The organism is Prochlorococcus marinus str. MIT 1013 (assembly GCF_027359395.1).
GTDB lineage: Bacteria > Cyanobacteriota > Cyanobacteriia > PCC-6307 > Cyanobiaceae > Prochlorococcus_B > Prochlorococcus_B marinus_E.
Genome location: NZ_CP114778.1, coordinates 607,290 through 626,270, shown reverse-complemented (window position 1 = coordinate 626,270; position 18,981 = coordinate 607,290). Strand labels below are relative to the sequence as shown.

Below are 18,981 nucleotides of genomic sequence, written 5' to 3'. Positions count from 1 at the left end.
TTTTTAGTCCTCAAAAAGGAACATTAAGGCAGTTAATGCTTCGACAACGTGATATTTTTCATATTGGACTATTAGTATTGGTCTATTAAAGGGTCGCTAGCTCAGTGGTAGAGCATCCGGCTTTTAACCGGCTGGTCCTGAGTTCGAATCTCAGGCGACCCATTTCTGTTTAGGACTATTTCTAGATAAACTGAAGTAATAATTACTTCTGAATTTTTGAAGAATTATTTTTTTTTGATCTTTTTGATTGCTGGTTTTACATCAGTAAATGCTGGGTTGAATAGTTTTACTAATTTGATTGTTGTAGAAGATTGGCTTATCGAGAGGAAGATTGATTTAACTATTAATGAAATAAAATGCAGAGCCTCAATACCTTCACATGCAAATTGGTTTGGAGCTCGGGTAAGACTTGGAACCAATAATGAATTGATAAAACCTGTTTGGATCTCTATCAATACTGACCAAGTGCTTGATTCAAAATTAGCTCAAGTCAGAGAAATTCTTGATGATTGCAGGTCAGGACTTCTTTTCCTTCCTGAAAAGCCACATAAGGACAATGATTAATGTGTGGATGAGAATATAAATACTTTCTCAATAGAAATTTTATTGCTGAATTAATAATATAGGAATTCACTTTAGTATGAAGAAACTTACAGTTGGCGCTGCGATTGCATTAAATATATCTTTGTATATTTGGGCTTTAATGGATTTACCCTTTAAATTTTAATCAGTAAACAAAGGACAATAATTTAATTTATATATTTGACTTTTTAGTTTTCTGACAACTTTATTTTTTAGTTTTGTATTCTTAAGCACTTTTTTAACTTTCATTTTTTTTTGCACTCTTAATCCTTTTTTTTTACCTGCAGCGGTTAGGGTCTTTGTGAGGTAACAAGCCTCTTCGTCTTATGGAAATGGAGGTATGGTTAAGAAATCTTCTTCGATTATAAAATCCAATTCTAATTGGTTATGGAGGTGGGCAGAACCTGAAAGCGAACTTTCAGTCATTCCGAAATCAAAAACTAAACGTTTAGCCCAACAGGCAAAGTTGGCAAACGTTGATGCTGAGAGAGCCGTTTCTAGGGCATACCAAATTGAATTATCTAGAACAAAGGCAATAGGAGAGGCAATGTTTAAATCTGGCAAAGCTTTGAGGTTCACTTTATCTAGTTCTGGAAGGCAGTTAATACTTAGAACACAGGCAGCAAGGAGACAATTTGAGCCTGGATTTAGGAATAAAAAATGATTCTCAGATAGAATAAAAAACCTTCGAAAAATAAGAAATGCAGTTGTATGTAGTTACTTGGAAGTTCGAATCATCTGAAGATCAAAATTATTCATCGGAAGCATTTGTAGATTATGTTGAAAGTGGAAAATCTGCGGATCTTATTGATGGCTATGAGAGGATTGCATGGGCTCATACGCCACAAGATGGAACAGGAGTTATCATTTGTAGGGCCTCAAGTGCATCAATTTTATTTAAGGTTTTTGGATCCTGGAGAGATAAATTCGGAATGACTTGGGAGTATAAACCTGCCTTAACTACTGAAGAGTTTGTTAATTTAATAAAAGAACAATAGATATAATTTTCTTTTATTAACTGGATTTAATTTATATAAAAAATAAACTTCTGTCTAAAAAACTTTAAAGATTGTGCTATTCAACTTAGTATTTTATTAAGTATATTTTTATTTAATGATAGCTCATTTTTTCTTTGCTTTGACTGCTAGTGAAATGGGTCTTAGTCCGACAATACTAGCCTTAATATTAGTATCGTCTATCGTTTTTATTATCGGCTTTGCAAAAAGCTCAAGAGAGAATGAATACAAAAAGTTGATGGATTCATTCATTGAAAAGAAAGATGAATCTGATTGATTTATTCATATTAGTAAGCAGATCTTCTTACTAATATGAATTCTCAGGTCTAATAAGGCAGGATGGTAGAAGAGTAGTTTTGAAATTGAACAATTTATTAGCAAAGGAGAGAATTGTATCTCCTTCTCGCGATGTCCTGGCCGGGCTTGTGGTTGCATTCGCAATGATTCCAGAGGCTATAGCTTTTTCTGGTATTGCTGGTGTTGATCCAAGAGTTGGATTGTTTGGTGCTTTTTTGCTTTCTGTAACCCTCGCAATTTTCGGGGGAAGAATGGCAATGATTACCTCTGTAACTGGTTCAACTGCTCTTTTGATGACTGGGATTGTTCAACAAGGAGAAAATATAAGCCCTGGCCTTGGTTTGCAATACCTTTTGGCTGCCGGATTGCTTACGGGAGTTCTTCAGATTGCTTGGGGGTATTTAAGACTTGCACATCAGATGAGATTTGTCCCTCAACCTGTTATGGATGGTTTTGTGAATGGTTTGGCTATTTTAATCTTCCTTGCTCAATTGCCTCATTTGGGGATTGACTTAGCACACTCTTCGAAAGTAGTTACTGCAGGCCAAGTACCTGCGGTTTGGGGTTTGACCATATTAACCTTGCTAATTATATATTTGCTGCCAAAAGTTACCAAGCTTTTGCCATCTGCATTAGTTGCCATTTTTATTTGCACTGCAATTTCTATTGGATTTAATTTAAATGTTCCAACTGTATCGAATTTAGGAATTCTTCCTAATGGATTACCTGGCTTCGGTCTTCCAAAAGTTCCATTTAATTTTGAAACACTTGGTTTAATACTTCCAACAGCTCTAGCAATTTCTTTGGTTGGCCTTATGGAGACATTTCTCACTCAAGATATTCTTGATGATATGACTGATAAAAGTACAAATAAAAATGTTGAGGCTCGAGGGCAAGGTATAGGAAATATTGTTAGTTCGCTCTTTGGAGGTATGGCTGGATGTGCTTTGGTTGGACAATCGGTTATGAATGTGGGCTATGGGGGGAAAACTCGTCTTTCAACATTAAGTTCTGGTGTCTGTTTGATAGCAATGATTCTTGCGGCTAAAGATTGGGTAAATCAAATACCAATGGCAACATTGGTTGGAGTCATGATAATGATTGCAATTAATACTGCTAATTGGATCTCAATTAAAGATATACGCCGCATTCCTCGAAGCGATAGTTCAGTTATGATTTTAACTGTCTTTGTAACTGTTATTACACATAACTTGGCCTTAGGTCTCCTTTCAGGCGTTGGACTTGCAGCTATATTGTTTAGTAGAAAGGTTGCCAAAGTTATTAAGGTTGAGTCTTCTTTAAATGGTGAAGACCACAGAGTTTATAAAGTTAAAGGTCAATTATTCTTTGTTAGTAGTATTTACTTTAGACAAGGGTTTGAACTTCACGAACATCCTAAAAAAATTACAATCGATATGGCCGAAGCTCATATTTGGGACCAAAGCGGTGTAACTGTTCTTGACCAAGTAATCAGGAGAATAAAATTAGGGGGATCTGAGGTTGAAGTAATTAATTTGAATGATGAAAGCTTAAATTTATTTTCACGAATAGGGCAAGCATCAGAAGCTGGAGGAAGAGGGGGAGAATTTAAATCTGCACACTAAAATTTCTAATCTCTTACTTGAAATTCTTGTAGATTTTTTTTATAGCTTGTATTAAAGGCTTGTAAGGATTCATTTCCATTTAAACTACACCCAGCAAATTTTTATACTCATAAATGTATAAGCTAGCGCTATGACTAATCAAGTATTATTTCCAATAATCATACGATCTATAAGTTTTACTTATCTATGCTTCCTTTGAAGACTTGAGTTTTTTTGATTCCTGATAGCGGATATAAATTTTGGAATAGATTCGATGTGGTTTTTCTGCTAATTAATTTAATCTAAGCCAAAAAAAAATTCATCAAGACAAGATTAACTTGATGAACTTTGATTTTTATTAAAGAAATTGATTTCCAAAATAGATTTTGAAAATCTACAAGACATTTATTTTAGGAAATCTAGCTAATAGATTTGTCTATTGGCTATCTATACCTAAGCTTCAGAATCAAATTTAGATAGATTTGGTCCTGCTATTACACCAACAAGTCCAAAGAGAACAAGGGATACAACACCGACGATTGTTGCTGAGAGGCTTCCTCCTCCCAAAGCAAAGGTTAAGAATGGCAAATGAAGCATTTTTTTTTAGAAGCAGGTATATATATAAACCTAAAATTGCCCAAATTTAATGAAGTTGTAGCACCTTGATAAATTCAGACACTTTTTAAAGGCTTTTGCAAAGGTTAAGCGGTAGGGAATTTGTTTGGAAACATTGAAGCTGAGTCGTCTTTAGTTGCATTGGTTTCCCACTTGAGCCAGTCCTTTACACCGTTAGGCTTTACGGTCTGCGCACTACGAGCAGCAAAAATGATTACATGAAATGGAATTACAATCGCAAAGAAAAATAAATGAAGTAAATACAAATCCCAAGGTATGCCTTGATAACCATAATCAGGAAAAAATATTGCTGTAAGGAAAGTAAGCTCCATGTTTTTCGAATTTATAGCTGTATTAATCATTATCCATAAAGCATGAATTTCATCGCTAAGGCTGGATATTTTAACTTCTAGAAATGCTATGAATTTTCCATATGCATTGTTTAGGGTTCATGCTACTCAAGTTTTTTAATAGATTAATGCCTTTAACTAGGATTAAAATATCCGTTTAGATAAGAAAAAAACAAAATTAACTTATTTATTTTTTTTAAAGCTTTAAGTATTTAATTAATAAGGCTTTCTATTAATTTAACTAGCTTAAAACTGATATACATACTTATTATTATCCATGACGGAAGAAGTATATTCCATACTTTTTGATATTTTAAAAGGATAACTTTGTCAAGAAGATAAGCTCCGGAAACTGGAATAGATATTAATAAAGTCATTTTAAGAAAGAACTCAATAAAAGCTAAAGCTGCTATCGGGTTTATTAGCCATGCTATTAATATTCCACTTAGTAAGTAGCCACCATATTGTCCTAGTTTCCTCACCATCATTAACTGTTTGTCTTTTCCTTAGATTAACTCATAATACTAGCAATGTTAAAGGGTATCTATTTGATGTCTTGTTTTTTTGTATTGAAATAACAGTTAATACTATTTTATAAAATAACTAAAATATTAAGTTGATAGATAAGATTTGATAGTTATCTAGTTAAAAATACATTTTCATATCTCAATCAATTGAATCCTTAGCTTTAGGGTAAAGTTTTTTAATAGCATCAGATTGAACCTTTTCCTTTTTTTTTATCTGATTTAATTCATTAACCCTTCTAACGATAATTCCTGGAATGAACCAAATTACTGTTATTAGAGCAAAAACGAAAATAGGATTGTTTATTGTCATATCAAGTAAAGTACTCTTTATTAAAAGAAAATATATATTATTAATTAATAATAATTGAATGTGCATGTTTTAAAAGATTTAACTTATTATGTTTTTAATTATAAATGAATTCCTGCATTTAAGCTCTACTTTTATTTTTTTAGTGTAGATAAATTTAATTGTTTTTATTCTTAAACATTATTAGACTGATCTTCTAAATAGGTTTTTGATTCGTCAGCAATTATTTTCAGGAAGTTATCATTTCTCCTTGAATCGGAAATTTCTTTTGATTTACTGTATTTTATTTTTATATCTTTACCAGACCACGCTGATTGATCTTTGAAGAGATTTCTTTTTGCAGAAGAAAATAATTTCTTGCTAATGATTAAAATCGCCACTATGCTTATAGAAAAGAGAATAAATATTTTCATTTTATAAAGTTTGTTTGTTTAATCATAACTGCTTAGAAACTCTAAGACGATAGATGAAAAAAAAATATATAAATATATCAGATCATCACCTTTCCTTTTCTAATTTTAATTTTGAGTAATTCTGTAATTCAAATCATTGTCTGGTTAGCCAAGAATATGTTGATTTTCATTCCTATCTTAAATTAATTTAATTTAAAAATTGCAATCTAATTAATTGTTTGCTAAATATAGATATATTTGTATTTTCATTCAAAAATGTTTTCTTGGATAAATCATAACAGGCTCATATATATATTATCTAATTTGTTCGTTATTCCTGCTACATTTATTCCACTTATTGACTTTGTTTCAAATATTTCATTTTTTGTTGCCTTCATTTTATTAGTTAACAAAAACATTTTGCAATTATTAGCATTAGGAATTATTTTCATTATTAAAAACAATTCAGAATATCGATTTAAATTATTATTAAAATATAAAGGTGTAGAAGCTTCAAAGTCAGACTATCAATGTGTTTATTTGTATGCTTGGTGTACATTATTAAGATATTCTCTAATTGTATTTGCAGCAAATGAGTTATTTCTATTTTTTAAATAAGTTTTTGTCGTAGATTTAATTTTTAAAAGGATTCAAAAAAGGATTCTTTTTCTGCTTTTCGGATGGATTAATTATCCCAGTATTTGCATTTAGCCTTTTTTTTATATTTTGAATTATTTTTTGACGTTGCGCCTCATCTTTGTCTGGATCTAGACTTGCAAACCAATTTTGTAGATCCCAGGATTGATGACCATCTTTATCTACCTCAACTTTTACAAATCCTTCTTTCCCTGAAAAGAAATAATCACCTTCAGGAAGTTTTTCGAAATTAAACTCTCCATCTTGTTCACTTTTGATGTAACCCATTCTTATTTAAAAGGTTTTTATCATTTACATATCCTATAATAGATATTCAATTGCGTTCATTTCTTACTTTGGTACTTAGTTCTTCTATCTAAATATTTAGGAATTATTTAGGAATTATAATTTTTAGTTGCTTTTACCTTGATTAGTGTGAATGATTGAAAAAATACATAATGCCATGTGCCCTTTTAGTAAAGAATTTTCTCTTCTTGCCAAAACATTCGAGTATTCAGATTACCTTGAAGATTCAGATTGGAAATTCCAGAAATATAACTTGGTAAACGCATCTTGCTACTCTGATCTTTTGGAAGATACAGAGTGGGGAACAAGATCTGATGACTTAACTATTGCTTAAAAAGACTCAGATATAGTTTTTGTCTTAATCTGAGAGGGGTAATTCCGAAATGAAGTCTTTGTTTATCCATTCAAGTTGATGATCCTCTTTTGGGTTTCTACCTAAAATAATTAGCGGTATACGAACTTCTTTGCTTTCAATAATTTTTCTATATCCAATTAAAAGTTCAGCATATTTTTTAAATGTCCATCCGTTGTTCCCTTTTGATTTCCACTCTGAAGAGTTTCTAAGAGACCGATGAAAATCTTCAATTCCGAATTCATTCCAACATTCTTGAATAGCGAGTAAATGATCATGTCCTTCTTTGAGTAATTGTTGATATTGAATTATCTCTGGTGCTTCCTGTGAGTTGTCTGGTCTTAGTTCTTTAGCTAAATCGTATAAGGTTACTTTCTTAAGTCTGAACCAATCTCTATCAAAAAGAAAAACTGGAAAATTCAAGGACCATTTATTTCCTAGTATGCTTTTATATGTTCTCGTGAATTCACACATGTGCTTTTTGAGAAACTTATATCGATTTTTCATGAATACCTCTTTATGTAATTACTTTTGGTTATAAATTTTATAATTAAAGTTAAGCCTTAAAACTTTAAAGTCATATTTTATACATATTAAGATATTATGTTGAATATGAATTTATTAGACTGAATGGTTAACAGTAATAAGCGGCCTGCTTGGCTTAACTGGGTTTATCTTGCAATTTTTTTATACTCTTCTTATTTTTTATTTAATTATTGGTCTACAATCTTAGAAAAATAAAAATTGCATAAGAAATCAATATCTAAAAAAATTGACTTTTTAATAATTTCTAATGAAATATTAATTAGTCTAAGTTTGATTTTATTGGGAATTTCTACTGGCTTTTACGGTTTGATAAATATTCTATCTATGAGCTTTCAAATTTAAATATCTATATTATCCAGCAAATACGGGCAAACCAATAGTAGCTGTGCTGATCACTGCTCCTGCAAAGATAAGGAATGGAAACAAGGGGTACTTTTCAATCATGAGGTTTTGAATCCTTGAAAATCTATAGGTAATTATACCATACTAAGTATTTATACCACGGCCTGGGCTGAAGATGGTATTAATTGTTTGTTCATTCATGCGTGGATTAGTGCGACTTTTTACGTCTTCTATTGCCTTTTTTCTAGTATCGATATTTCTTTGATGGTCACTGAATATTTTTATTACACACCATTGGTCTATAGGAAATTTATTTTTTACTTCTTCTGGAAGTTGTTTTTCCTCATTATTTAAATTGTTTTTTTTGAGTTTTTATTCGACATTCATCCATTCGAAAAGTTTTTCCAACTCACATGTAATAGCTCCATTGGTTATCCATTTCCCTATTTGCTTCTCATTACCCTTTTCAATAGTAAAGGATTTTTCAGGCGATGGTAATTTGATCTCATGGAGTGACTCAGTAAAAGTTGGTATAAGTTTCACTGGACATGATTTTACCGAAACTATGAAAGGTTTTTATTCTTACCGTGAAAAAAATCGATATAAATTTATCTATTATTTTAAATATAACGAAGTATCTCATAATATTTTCATATATTTAAAATTAATTTTTGGAATGAAGGCAGTTTAAAATCAAATAAAAAAACTGCCTTCACTTCCCTCACTGATAGAACAATTGAAAGCTTTTTTCGCTTGTTCTTCATCTTCTATAAATAACATTTCTTCATTCTTTAAGTCACTAGCTATTTATTCTCATTAGCTTTAATAATATATCTTTGGTTTATAGATATTATTTACATCAAATGATTGTTTAATTATCTTAAAATCAATCTCTTTAGAGTTTGAGCAATACTTGTTAGGCTTATGAAAACTCAAAATCATAGAGAAGGATTATATCTTATTTGTATTGATTTTTATTCTGTTATTTCTTGAAGGTTTCTAAAAAAGAATGTTTATGGTACAAATAATTTTCTAAAAAAATTATACATGTCAAATTAAACCAAAGTTTCCTGCCGTGAAACCTACAACGCAAAAGAAGATAAATTCAACTAAATCTCTGCTTTCCGAAGGGACAGAAAATAATGCAAGGTTGATTTGTTGAGCCATTTGACCTTGTACTCGCAGGCGAAAAACAAAAGATAATTGAAAAGATTCTTTATTGTGGAGTCTTCTACTGGGCCTAACCGTACTTTTATAATTTCTACTATTTTAATCTTGTTATTACTTGAATCAGGCGCTGATATTGAATGGTTTGTAAGTGAATCTTTTTTAGTTGTTTAAATAAAATTTCTTTTTTATGACTAAATGAAAACTAAAATTATTTTTGTTTAAATTTCAACTAACCAAATATTTTACCCCTGATTTGGTCAAGAGATGGACCTCTCTTTCTCTGCTCATTTGTTAAAGGGATCCAGTTCCAGTCACAACTAACAGTAATAAGATACCCAACAAGTATGTGCCAAATCAATATTAAAAAAGGGTGATCTAAATGAGGTGCCAAATGGTTTCACTGTGACTAGTTTTCATCTTAACTATTTTTCGAGAGATACGAGTTCATTAATTAAAACTGAAGCTAGGTGTTTTAATCTACGAATTTGTATCAGAAATGGTCGAGGAAAACCATTTGCATTTCTTAGCACTGCTATTTCCATTTCTTCATCTTTTATCGACTCATTGTCACACTTGAAGCCAACAAGATTAATAGTTGGACGCAATGCCTACTTTCGTTGTTGCTTTTACTTGGCATAATATCTCTAATTTATCCTGTGCCAGCTAATAATGATATTCGCTGAATTTATTTGGACGAGTGGGGAGATGATTATTCAATGATTAATGGTGCACAGTATTATGAAGATGCTGGTAATTCGAAATCTTATTGGCCTTATAATTGGGGAATAGCTGACGTCCCAACGTGTAATTGATATATCTGCGTATTTTAAATATAAGACTAAAAGAACCGTATCCTTGAACTTCTAATAGATCTATCCTTTAAAAATTTGGCGTATTTTGCCTTTCTCTTCCTGAACGCTCCACCCACGGGCTAAACTTCTAATTTCTTTTTTAAGGGTTTCTTCCCATCTTTGAGTTCTTACTATCTTAGGAAAAGGATTATGTCCTAGAAATGTCCTAAGAGTATCATTCACGCCCATGCATGATTAGTCACGGTAAAGCACAAAGTTAGTGAGAGAATGAAAAAGCAGTAGCGGGGCGTGGCTTAGCTTGGTAGCTCGGGTGCTTTGGGATCACTAGTCTCACCCCCCTTAAAAGCTAATCAGTAAAAGGGATATTCAAAACAAGCCTTTTTAAATGCGGCCTAAGCGCGGCCTAGAAATTTATACCCGCCTGAGTTATTAGATTTGACGTTAAACAAAAGATGTAAAGATCTGAATATCTTTTGTATACTTTCTAGTTAATTAAAAATAATGACAAAAACTATAAGAATGGACTTAACGATTAGATCTAAAGAAGAAGGATTTTCTTTAATTGAATTAGTTGTTGTTGTTTCTGTTCTTTCTATATTGGCTTCAATTTCAATTCCTTCTTTTTTTTGTTTACAGAGAAAATCAAAAGCTTCAGCTGCGTTAGCAGCTATGAGGCAAATACAAAAAGAATGTATGGTTAAAAAATTAGATTCAAATAGTTCAGCGACTTTTTATCAAGGCAATCTTTATTCTTACCAGATTCAGTCAGATGGTTCTAAAAGCTGTAGCGGAGCGCAAACGTCAGGTCTCATTAATGCAATACCAGACGATACAACAACTTTGCCTACTTTTATTCTTGAAACAAGTAATAATCTTTTGACTTATTCATTTAAAGGTTCCAGAGGGAGTAATTTTAATGCTTGTTTAAGTGCAATTTGTGGTTCTTATAATAACCAGTCTCTTGAAGGCTTAATAATGGAAAATAGTGATGTTGTATTTGAAGGTAGTTTGGCAAAGAGAGGTTGTTCTGCTTATGCATTGGTGAGAGGATCATCCTGGACAGAAGCAAATGAAAATGCCCAAAAACTAGGCGGATTTCTAACAACACCAAATAATGAAGGTGAAAATAAATTTTTAAACGAGACTTACGGTGACATGTTGTCTCAACCAGATCCTAACTGGGGTTATGGAATGCGTGCAGGAGCTTGGATTGGATTGAGTTCAGATTCAGAAGGTAATTTGAATTGGGCTAATGATAATGAATTAGATGAAGGTTATGACTCACCATATGGGGCAGGGCAAGGTGACTGGAATAATGAATATCATCAGAGAGGGACAGCAGGAGGGTTTCATTTGTTAATGAAGGATCCATCTGGTCATGCTGAGCGTCATGGTGGATTAAATGGATGGTGGCAAGAACCAATTGACCCTAAAGAATATTACGAATTAGCAGATGATGCTTATTGGGCTTACAACTGGGGGATTGCAGAGGTCCCAATATGTGATTGACATAACCACATCTTTTTGCAAACTATAAAAAAACAGCATTCAATATTTGTTTCCTTATTTTTCTAATAGAATTAGCCATTTAAAAATGGTGCATTTTACATTTATTTTCCTGAATGGACCACCCTCGGTTTAAACTTCTTATATTCTCTTTTAATGTTTCTTCCCATCTTTGTGGCCTTTTTTCTAGGTAATGGTTTTGCGGCCTAGTTGCGGCCTAAGAATAGTATTCATGCGCATGCATGACTAGTCACAAGAAAGCACAAAGTTGGTGAGAGCCTGAAAAAGCAGTAACGGGGCGTGGCGCAGCTTGGTAGCGCGGGTGCTTTGGGAGCACTAGGTCGCAGGTTCGAATCCTGTCGCCCCGATTGGGATCTCAGCGAATAGGGTATTTGCAGTGTGGGCAAAACGTGGGCAAATAGTGTCTACAGCTACTGGTAATAAAGGGATTTAACGGGGCTTGGCATAATGGTTCTATGGATAAACAAGAAAAGAAGCCAAATTTATTTGATCAGGCCTTAGTCATAGCGATGAAAGAAGGAAAGCTTCAATTTTCAAAAGATGCTGATCCATTTCAAAGTGGAGTTGTTGGAGAGAATTATCTTCTGTTTTCTAAACAACGCAAACTTATACTCAGCATCCCATTAGAAAAACTCAAAAGGAATACGCGTAAAGTAAGTAATTCGTTTAAGTCTCAGGGGTGCTTGACAATATCATTATTTGGAATTGCTTATCTTGCATTTTGTTTTGTTACCGCTTGGCCGAAATTCTATGTCTCAGGCATGAATGAAAGAGCTGCATCAGCAGCTGCTCGCAATATGCTTGCAACGATAGCGAAAGAATGTAAAGGAAAAATACCTTATATAAGAACAGGTACTTTCATTGTTCCTGAACTTCGAGGCTATAAACCAAAGAAAAAAAATATTGCTGGCTTCTATTTAGGAATTAATAGAAAGTTATCAGGTACAAGTATTGACTGTCCTACTACAGGAGAAATGAAAGTTGTATCTGAAGACGAGAGCGAGTATCCCACATTCTCATATAACTTCGGTACAGACAAAAAAACATGTTTTGCAGCACTTGGCTCGGATGCTGAAAAGAGAGGTTGCTTTAATGGCCGATGGTGATCAGCTATGTAATAGATGTCATTAGTTTTTAGAAATGCTTTAATGCCGAGTGAGAACCAACAAGTTCTGCGACTTCGACGCTTAAAGCTTGTCTATTACTCACTAAATGGAATTAGCTGGTTTTATAAGTGTTAAGCATTCCATAGTTTTAAAAGCTCCAGCCTAGAAAATTTTCGAGGCACGAACTTACCCTCAAAGTATTTGTCTAAAAGGGACCCGTGGACTTTGAGGAATGTCATAATTAGAAAAAGATGGAAGATTAATTAATTTGACGGGTTGTTTCACAGTCTCTTTCTATTTCTTTGTTTGGTGGTGCGTTCTTATTAGTCCTTTATCACCTATACCCATAATGCCTAAGTTTCCTTCGACTCTTAGTAAGGTTGCTTTAACAGCTGAAGAACGAAAAGAGGTTACTGAAATAACGCGTCAGTATCATGGTGAGTTGAAATGGGCTTGGAATAAAGCAATGTTTTTTGCTTTTCCTCTTTCATTGATTACGACGCATTTGATTTATAGATATGGAAAAAAAGATTGAGGAGATCAAAAACCGAGCAAGTGACTAGCTAACTCGAAAAACCCTCCCCTCGAAAGTTGCGGGGTCACAGCACCACTAAAGAGGACAGTAAGTAACCTCTTCCGCCCCAAAGCGACAAAAGCAAGGCATGATCAAGCAATCAAAGGAATAATATTTGCAAAACCATTACCAGTTAAGTAATCAGTCATTTGTTGTAGATTTTGATAGTTAGCGTATTGGATATTGCCATCTGCATGCATAACGGCTCTTAAATATGCAGAGTTATCTACTTTGCTCCAATAAAGTTCTTGAAACCCATCACCGTCATAGTCACCCACTGTCTTAAGAATAAGATTATCCAGTTTTAGATCATTAATAAACGTTCGCGATCCATCAAAGACGCTATCTTTTTCTACCGTTCCATTCGCCACTAATGGATCCTGATAAATCCCCACAATCCTTGTGGTTCCACCTGCTCCATGCTTGGAATAATCAAAGGCTCCTGTAACTGGATCAATAGATGCAGTTACCCAACGACCGCTTTCCTTATTAGTAAAAATTGCTTCTGTTGTCTCATCATTATTAACATCTAACTCCCCTTGATATTTATAAGTGGATTTGACAGCTTCAGGAGCACTAGTTCTTAAATATCCATGCCAGTTGCCATCATAATCTTTAACTGTACTAAGTTGGTATTGCTCTCGAAGAATTAAATCACTCACATTAGTCGCCTCTTTTGCTCGAGTAGATGCACTGTCTAAATATAGGATTGCCCCACTTTGAGATGGAATCTTGATTGTGCCGTTTGGTGTATCTATTTCGATATCTCTGGATGTATAGTTGTAGCCAAGCAATCCTTTTTCATATTTTCTGACGCCAATTCTATTAGCAACTTCAACGCCTTTTGATGTCGGTTTTCCGATGTCTAAATCATAAAATGAGTACCAAGCATGACCGTGATCACCATCCTCCGTGTCGTGATTATTGTCAGCATATAGGTAATAACCATTGCTAGTATGAACACTCAATATTGTTGCAAATAACTTAGCAAATCTCTGATTTTCTGGTGTGAGGCGATCCTCGGTTAACGACTTGCCATTTGCTTTAGATTGCTGCGATACACGCCACGGTTCAAAAGCAATAAGTTTAGGATATTGAAGTTCGTTTTCGTAATACTTCAGGACATCAATCATACTATCAATTTCAATAGAAGTATAAGCATTCTTTCTCTCATATGGCGTTTTGTAGAGTTCTAGAAAAACTCCATTCAGGTTCTCGATAGTGGCAGTGTCTTTGTCCCAATTAACATTACCAACGAGTAAAAAGTCATCACCCATCTTTTCGCGAACATGCTGTGCGATTTGCTTTCGAGCCTTCGCAACTGCAGACTTACTATTTATTTCATAATGATTGTCATGCCACCAATCAAGCAATATACCGTCCACATCGCTATTTAGGATTGCTACTAATTCTGCGAAATAATCGTGAAATTCAGGATTAGTGTAATCAGTGGCTAGCGTTGTTCCGTACTCAGCCGCATGACCCCAATTAACTCCTTTTCTCACAAATTGCTCGATCCCTGGATAGTTATTCCATGATTTCCCAACATAGTGATAGTTCCAACCTGGTGTTTCTAGAGAAAACTTACCGGGGAGTTCATCATAGATGTCATGAGTCCAGTAAAGACCGTATTCCTTTGGACTTATGCTGGCATTCCAAGCTCTAAAAATATTAAATGTCTTACGTTCAGTTAATTCTGCAGTGTACGCACCTGTGGCAGTTGGCACGGTTCCGTCAAACTCAACAGTATATTGTTTTGTATCTGGTTTGTTGGTTTCTTCTAAAAGAATTGGGGGATTGTTTTGAGGCATTTTATATTTACAATTTCCATTCTAAATATGAAATTTTAGAAGGTAGTAAAGCTAGGTTTTAAAACTATATAGTATATCTAGTTCGTATAGGTTAAGGTCAAAGCATTAAGTAGCTTTCCAGTGATATCCCTATATCAAAGGCTACAACGTCTTTAAGTTCTTTCTCTACCCAATCAAGAGTGTTGTGACTGGATTTTCTGAACTGAACGAAAGAGAGAAACTATCCTCATCAACCGCCTTTGCTTCTAGATCTAAAAGCGGGTTTCAATCTGAGTAGTCGAAGCAGTCATCTTCCTCTAATAAAGTTTTTTGATAACGTCGAAATTGAGCCGATAAGAGCGCGTCATCCAGCGGGCAAGGTATCCGCGGAGCGTCATCATCAACTAGAATTGAGTCAGTCATATAACAGATTCTAAGTAATTTTGCATGGTCAAAACGACTGGAAAGACTGAATTAACAGGGGTAAAACCTTAATTTGACTTATGCAGAATTATTGACCCGTTATTGTCGTTAATAGTCCTTAAAACGTCGCTAAAAACTCCTTAAATGCCTTTAATTAAATGTTTCAATTTCAAACCCTTAATTTTGCGTTTGGGATTTAAAGGGTTATTACGCTTTTTGCCTCAGGTGCCTCAGGTGTTTTGCCAACACTTTTTATTTTTTTGCTCGTCTGTCTATTTCATATAAATAGTTTTAGAAAAATTTATAGAGCGTTGAGACAAAAGTTCCTTATTGGTTGCGGTGCAATGCTTTCGGCTGCCTCAGCGCATGCTCTACCCGTTGAGACACTTGAGTTAAATTTCGTGATGGAATCGTCTAGGCATTTCAATTTTTAATGCTTCTTTAGTGTTAGGCCATTCTGGTAGTCTCCATCGCCTCGCTTGTTTTTTACCTTCCTCATCTCTTTGTTGGTGAGTGTCTTTTATGTAGCCAAGTTTCCTTAAGCAGTTACCCGCTTCTTTAGCATCATTTGGATTTAGCTTTGTCTCATCTCTACACCCTGAACCGATCAATGCTTGCTCGCTAGTAAAGGGATATTGATTAACCTTTCGGCTTGTCCATTCTGCTAGACGAGAGAAGAAAGGATGTTCAGCCTCAAACTCTAAATTTCTAATATCTGATTTTCTTTGAAGCTCATCAGGTAAAGCAATACCAATTTTGTTATACGTTTTTTCATCTTCTCGATATGCCTTAATCGCTGCTTTGAATATTCGATTTCGATCTTGTTTTAATTTGGGTAGATCTATCTTGTCGGGTATATCAATCACCCAGAAACGAACGTTACCTGTTGAGTCAGTTAAGAAGTCCGAGCGATTACAACTACCAACAAAAATTGATGGCCTTTGATGTGAATCTGTGGCTCTTCCATAGGGCAGTCTGAACTTATCTTCTCTTGATGAGATCCACGCTTTTAGCTTGCCTTGCTCATGTTTAGAAGTCATGTAATCAAGCTCTTGAAGTTCATAAAACCAGCAAGTTTGAATCGCTAGAAATAAGTCTTGATCTTTGGTTTGCATGGTGTCGCAAAACCATTCAGGAGAAGCAAGTATTCTCCAAAAACTACTTTTGCCTATACCTTGAGCCCCTTTTAAAACACAACAATGTTTAAACATAACGCCGCGATTTAACGCCCTAGCAACAGCCCCAATAAGGCACATTGCAAGCATTGAATTTGAGAGAGGATCATCAACGCCTAAATAGTCAGTAGAGACTTTTTCTAAATCGATAGGCTCAATAGAATCATCTTTTTCTATGTCCTCTAAATAATCGACAACAGGATGAAAAGCGTTTCGATGGGCAGAAACTAATAAGGCATCAGTGGCCGCCCCTTTGCTAATCATGTAACCCGCTTCGCTTAAGAAGACATAGAAGTTATCAACAAAATTTGAGGTTAGTGATTGATCTTTAAATTCAGGCTCAAGCGTTAAAAGGTTAAATTTCAGATCGCTTTTAAATTCATCTTTAAGAAGTTTTGAAAGATCGCCAGCAGCAAATTTTTGTCTTATGCCGTTTTCCCATCCGTTAGGTAGATGAATACCAATAATTTCAGAAGACATGATTTTCCTCCGATAGTTTCCTTCGGATTGTTTTGAGTGATGTTTGAGGTTTTATTTGTGGGTTAAAGGTTTTTGGAATATGTCTTTTTACTTCTTCTCTTTCTTCCTCAGGAATGTACTTCGAGTAAAACTCGTCTTGTTTTTTCCATCTCAACTTTGTATAAAAACCCCGCTTTGCTTTTGCGGGGTCGAACGTCGCATGAGGTGGCAAGACCTTATGAAACCAGACAAGATCTTGGAACGCTTCTTCTTCCTTTGAGTCTGGAGCTTTGCCCCACGGCGTATAGAAATCACTTTGCTCATAGGGATTAAAACCCCTTCTGAGGCCGATGATTATCACGGCGCAAAGAACAGCGTTCTCCGTTAACTCCTCTCTAAGAAGAGCATCGAGTTTTGTTTTAAGAGGATCCACTTCATAACCTCCTCATAAGGTTTTCAACTTGCTCTTTTAGCTTTAAGAAATTTTTATCGCAGGTTTCGATGTGTTTCTTTTGCCTTGTACCTATTTCAAGGTGAAGTTGTTTGTTCTCATCCCACCCTTTGCATAAATCGGAGTAACCCTTCTCTAAATCCAATGTTCGATTCTGGAGATTAGTATTACTCGCTTTGAGAATTTGAACTTGTTCTTTTAGCTCAACTATTTGCTTGGTTTGCTCGTGGCTAACAATTAATAGTCTTCGGTAAGTTTCCTCTCTAGTTGACACCGCCCTTTGAAGGGTCAGTAATACAGCGCGGTTAAATGAAACCTCTTGACCAAGAATTGTTTCACCTTCACTGTTTAGATAGGGTTTCCACTCGGCAAGAATTGAGTTTGAGAGGTCAATCAAGGATGCGCCGTTTAGACTATCCAAGATTTGTTTATCTCTTTTGTTGCTCTCTTCAGGGGTGAGGGGGGCACTTTTTTTATTAGACATTTTTCTCCTTTTCAAGTTTGTTTTTTCGCTGCCTAAGAGCTCTGTAAATGCATTTGCTTTTCATGCTGTATGGGAATTGAGGTGTCGAATAAAAATCGTGATCCATAATTTCTTTGGAGTCGAAGATGTAATCAACAATCTCTTGAGCATCAGTTCCTTCAATTAAAGTAAGGATTTGCAAGCAGCTAATAATCCTGTTTTTTAAGCAAACTTTTTGCATCATCTGTAGATATGCTTTGTCCTCCCAATGGACATACATAAGCCCGTCATCGAGAAGTTGCGAGGCAGTATCTAACAAGTTCTCTTCGTAATGCTCACTAAATTTTTTATTTGCCAATTGCCTCCTCCTCTTCTCTTATTTCTCTATCGATTAATTCATCGATCAATTGAATTGCCTCAGCGTGAGAAAGACCCGCGATGAGTTGTAGAGCGATAACAGATTTAGTTCGGTGTTGCACGACTAAGTCATCTTTTTCTTGTTGGCTGTAGAGAGTTCCTTCTAATCCATCGATAGCAGGCATATAAAAAGAGATCATGCCTTGAATGACTTTTGCATCATCAAAAAATAATTCGACCGCTTCAATGGTCATTGGCTCTTCCTTAGAACAGATGCAGTGATTTAATATTTTCATTTCTCTAAGCCTTTGCTAATTCAAGAGTTTCGGCGTTTGCCTCGAACCTTGCTTCTAAGGTCTTTTCACATTGCTCTAGGTCATAGAGGAGATTAGAACGGCTATCAGGAAACTTTCTGCGCCAGTCGATATTTGCTTTAAGGATTCCTTTTCTACGTAGTTGGTAGAGAGTGCTTTCTGAGACTTTTAAATACTCAAGAGCCTCCTTGGTCGTTACCCAGTTTTTCATTTTGACTAATGGAATTATCCTTCACCCACTCCAAAGCATTAGCTAAGGGCTCTAGTTCCTCGCACTTCTCAACATCGAAATTCATAACGAAGAGATCTTCAGCAAGACTGATTGAGTCATGCCTATTGAAACGCTCATTTACTATTTTTCGACTTTTCAAGAAAGGGGGTGGAGTCCTCTTGCGTGCCATTGTTATGGGTTAAGGGTTTACAAGAGTCACCTACCTAAAAAAGGAACAAGCAAGAGCGTGACATCAAATGTCGGTGACGAGCATCTGGCGCGAAACTTGTTAAAGCGA

Annotated in this window: 26 protein-coding genes and 2 tRNA genes; 12 read left to right on the top strand and 16 right to left on the bottom strand. The window is 34.8% G+C overall.

Annotation, left to right across the window (positions count from 1 at the left end; genetic code table 11):
- Positions 1-90: 90 nt before the first annotated feature.
- From O5633_RS04200 to O5633_RS04175, 6 genes are all read left to right on the top strand, one after another.
- Positions 91-162 (top strand) — tRNA-Lys (locus O5633_RS04200).
- Positions 163-243: 81 nt separating this feature from the next.
- Entirely contained in the window at positions 244-564 is a 321-nt protein-coding gene (locus tag O5633_RS04195; protein ID WP_269610853.1) for a hypothetical protein, read from the top strand.
- 358 nt (positions 565-922) lie between these two features.
- Positions 923-1,246, top strand: a complete 324-nt coding sequence (locus O5633_RS04190) for a hypothetical protein (RefSeq protein ID WP_269610852.1) — start codon at positions 923-925, stop codon at positions 1,244-1,246.
- A gap of 37 nt (positions 1,247-1,283) precedes the next feature.
- Positions 1,284-1,580 carry a DUF3303 domain-containing protein gene (locus tag O5633_RS04185; protein ID WP_269610850.1) on the top strand — a complete coding sequence of 99 codons (297 nt, stop codon included), beginning with the start codon at positions 1,284-1,286 and terminating at the stop codon, positions 1,578-1,580.
- Positions 1,581-1,695: 115 nt separating this feature from the next.
- On the top strand, positions 1,696-1,875 hold the full coding sequence (locus O5633_RS04180; protein ID WP_269610849.1) for a hypothetical protein: 180 nt from the start codon (positions 1,696-1,698) through the stop codon (positions 1,873-1,875).
- Positions 1,876-1,954: 79 nt separating this feature from the next.
- Entirely contained in the window at positions 1,955-3,499 is a 1,545-nt protein-coding gene (locus O5633_RS04175) for a SulP family inorganic anion transporter (RefSeq protein WP_269610848.1), read from the top strand.
- Between the two features lie 432 nt (positions 3,500-3,931).
- Here O5633_RS04175 and O5633_RS04170 read toward each other — a convergent pair whose 3' ends face one another.
- The 5 genes from O5633_RS04170 to O5633_RS04150 form a co-directional block, all read right to left on the bottom strand.
- Positions 3,932-4,075 carry a hypothetical protein gene (locus O5633_RS04170; RefSeq protein WP_187152606.1) on the bottom strand — a complete coding sequence of 48 codons (144 nt, stop codon included), beginning with the start codon at positions 4,073-4,075 and terminating at the stop codon, positions 3,932-3,934.
- A 104-nt stretch (positions 4,076-4,179) separates the two neighbouring features.
- Positions 4,180-4,455, bottom strand: a complete 276-nt coding sequence (locus tag O5633_RS04165; protein WP_269610847.1) for a hypothetical protein — start codon at positions 4,453-4,455, stop codon at positions 4,180-4,182.
- A 200-nt stretch (positions 4,456-4,655) separates the two neighbouring features.
- A complete protein-coding gene (locus tag O5633_RS04160; protein WP_269610846.1) occupies positions 4,656-4,931 on the bottom strand; it encodes a hypothetical protein in 276 nt (91 codons plus the stop codon).
- Between the two features lie 178 nt (positions 4,932-5,109).
- Positions 5,110-5,280 (bottom strand): hypothetical protein, encoded by a 171-nt coding sequence (locus O5633_RS04155; RefSeq protein ID WP_269610845.1) that lies wholly within the window; start codon positions 5,278-5,280, stop codon positions 5,110-5,112.
- 170 nt (positions 5,281-5,450) lie between these two features.
- Positions 5,451-5,690 carry a hypothetical protein gene (locus O5633_RS04150; protein WP_269610844.1) on the bottom strand — a complete coding sequence of 80 codons (240 nt, stop codon included), beginning with the start codon at positions 5,688-5,690 and terminating at the stop codon, positions 5,451-5,453.
- A gap of 255 nt (positions 5,691-5,945) precedes the next feature.
- On the opposite strand from O5633_RS04150, the gene O5633_RS04145 reads away from it, so the two are divergent.
- Complete coding sequence (locus O5633_RS04145; protein ID WP_269610843.1) at positions 5,946-6,287, top strand: hypothetical protein; 342 nt, start codon at positions 5,946-5,948, stop codon at positions 6,285-6,287.
- Positions 6,288-6,302: 15 nt separating this feature from the next.
- Here the strand turns inward: O5633_RS04145 and O5633_RS04140 are convergent, their stop codons facing one another.
- Positions 6,303-6,593: a hypothetical protein gene (locus O5633_RS04140; RefSeq protein WP_269610842.1), complete on the bottom strand. Its 291-nt coding sequence runs from the start codon at positions 6,591-6,593 to the stop codon at positions 6,303-6,305.
- 151 nt (positions 6,594-6,744) lie between these two features.
- Here O5633_RS04140 and O5633_RS04135 point away from each other — a divergent pair, with 151 nt between their 5' ends.
- Positions 6,745-6,945, top strand: a complete 201-nt coding sequence (locus O5633_RS04135) for a hypothetical protein (protein WP_269610840.1) — start codon at positions 6,745-6,747, stop codon at positions 6,943-6,945.
- Between the two features lie 24 nt (positions 6,946-6,969).
- On the opposite strand, the gene O5633_RS04130 is transcribed toward O5633_RS04135, so the two are convergent.
- Both O5633_RS04130 and O5633_RS04125 read right to left on the bottom strand, forming a co-directional pair.
- Positions 6,970-7,437 (bottom strand): hypothetical protein, encoded by a 468-nt coding sequence (locus O5633_RS04130; RefSeq protein WP_269610839.1) that lies wholly within the window; start codon positions 7,435-7,437, stop codon positions 6,970-6,972.
- Positions 7,438-8,223: 786 nt separating this feature from the next.
- Entirely contained in the window at positions 8,224-8,394 is a 171-nt protein-coding gene (locus O5633_RS04125; RefSeq protein ID WP_269610838.1) for a hypothetical protein, read from the bottom strand.
- 1,940 nt (positions 8,395-10,334) lie between these two features.
- Here O5633_RS04125 and O5633_RS04120 point away from each other — a divergent pair.
- The 4 genes from O5633_RS04120 (at position 10,335) to O5633_RS04105 (ending at position 13,001) form a co-directional block, all read left to right on the top strand.
- A complete protein-coding gene (locus O5633_RS04120; RefSeq protein ID WP_269610836.1) occupies positions 10,335-11,342 on the top strand; it encodes a prepilin-type N-terminal cleavage/methylation domain-containing protein in 1,008 nt (335 codons plus the stop codon).
- Between the two features lie 291 nt (positions 11,343-11,633).
- A tRNA-Pro gene (locus tag O5633_RS04115) sits at positions 11,634-11,707 on the top strand.
- A 108-nt stretch (positions 11,708-11,815) separates the two neighbouring features.
- Complete coding sequence (locus tag O5633_RS04110; RefSeq protein ID WP_269610835.1) at positions 11,816-12,466, top strand: hypothetical protein; 651 nt, start codon at positions 11,816-11,818, stop codon at positions 12,464-12,466.
- 349 nt (positions 12,467-12,815) lie between these two features.
- A complete protein-coding gene (locus O5633_RS04105) occupies positions 12,816-13,001 on the top strand; it encodes a hypothetical protein (protein ID WP_269610834.1) in 186 nt (61 codons plus the stop codon).
- Positions 13,002-13,132: 131 nt separating this feature from the next.
- On the opposite strand, the gene O5633_RS04100 is transcribed toward O5633_RS04105, so the two are convergent.
- The 8 genes from O5633_RS04100 to O5633_RS04065 all read right to left on the bottom strand — a co-directional run bounded on the left by O5633_RS04100 (position 13,133) and on the right by O5633_RS04065 (position 18,873).
- On the bottom strand, positions 13,133-14,851 hold the full coding sequence (locus O5633_RS04100; RefSeq protein WP_269610832.1) for a hypothetical protein: 1,719 nt from the start codon (positions 14,849-14,851) through the stop codon (positions 13,133-13,135).
- Between the two features lie 794 nt (positions 14,852-15,645).
- A complete protein-coding gene (locus tag O5633_RS04095) occupies positions 15,646-16,908 on the bottom strand; it encodes a VapE domain-containing protein (protein ID WP_269610830.1) in 1,263 nt (420 codons plus the stop codon).
- On the bottom strand, positions 16,898-17,320 hold the full coding sequence (locus O5633_RS04090; RefSeq protein ID WP_269610829.1) for a hypothetical protein: 423 nt from the start codon (positions 17,318-17,320) through the stop codon (positions 16,898-16,900). Before O5633_RS04090 ends, O5633_RS04095 begins: the two co-directional genes overlap by 11 nt.
- A 1-nt stretch (position 17,321) precedes the next feature.
- Positions 17,322-17,822, bottom strand: a complete 501-nt coding sequence (locus O5633_RS04085; protein ID WP_269610828.1) for a hypothetical protein — start codon at positions 17,820-17,822, stop codon at positions 17,322-17,324.
- Positions 17,815-18,159 (bottom strand): hypothetical protein, encoded by a 345-nt coding sequence (locus O5633_RS04080; protein WP_269610827.1) that lies wholly within the window; start codon positions 18,157-18,159, stop codon positions 17,815-17,817. The genes O5633_RS04085 and O5633_RS04080 overlap by 8 nt, the downstream gene beginning before the upstream one ends.
- Complete coding sequence (locus O5633_RS04075; protein WP_269610826.1) at positions 18,149-18,412, bottom strand: hypothetical protein; 264 nt, start codon at positions 18,410-18,412, stop codon at positions 18,149-18,151. Before O5633_RS04075 ends, O5633_RS04080 begins: the two co-directional genes overlap by 11 nt.
- Before the next feature lie 46 nt (positions 18,413-18,458).
- Positions 18,459-18,683, bottom strand: a complete 225-nt coding sequence (locus tag O5633_RS04070) for a helix-turn-helix domain-containing protein (RefSeq protein WP_269610825.1) — start codon at positions 18,681-18,683, stop codon at positions 18,459-18,461.
- Complete coding sequence (locus O5633_RS04065) at positions 18,649-18,873, bottom strand: hypothetical protein (protein ID WP_269610824.1); 225 nt, start codon at positions 18,871-18,873, stop codon at positions 18,649-18,651. Before O5633_RS04065 ends, O5633_RS04070 begins: the two co-directional genes overlap by 35 nt.
- Positions 18,874-18,981: the final 108 nt, after the last annotated feature.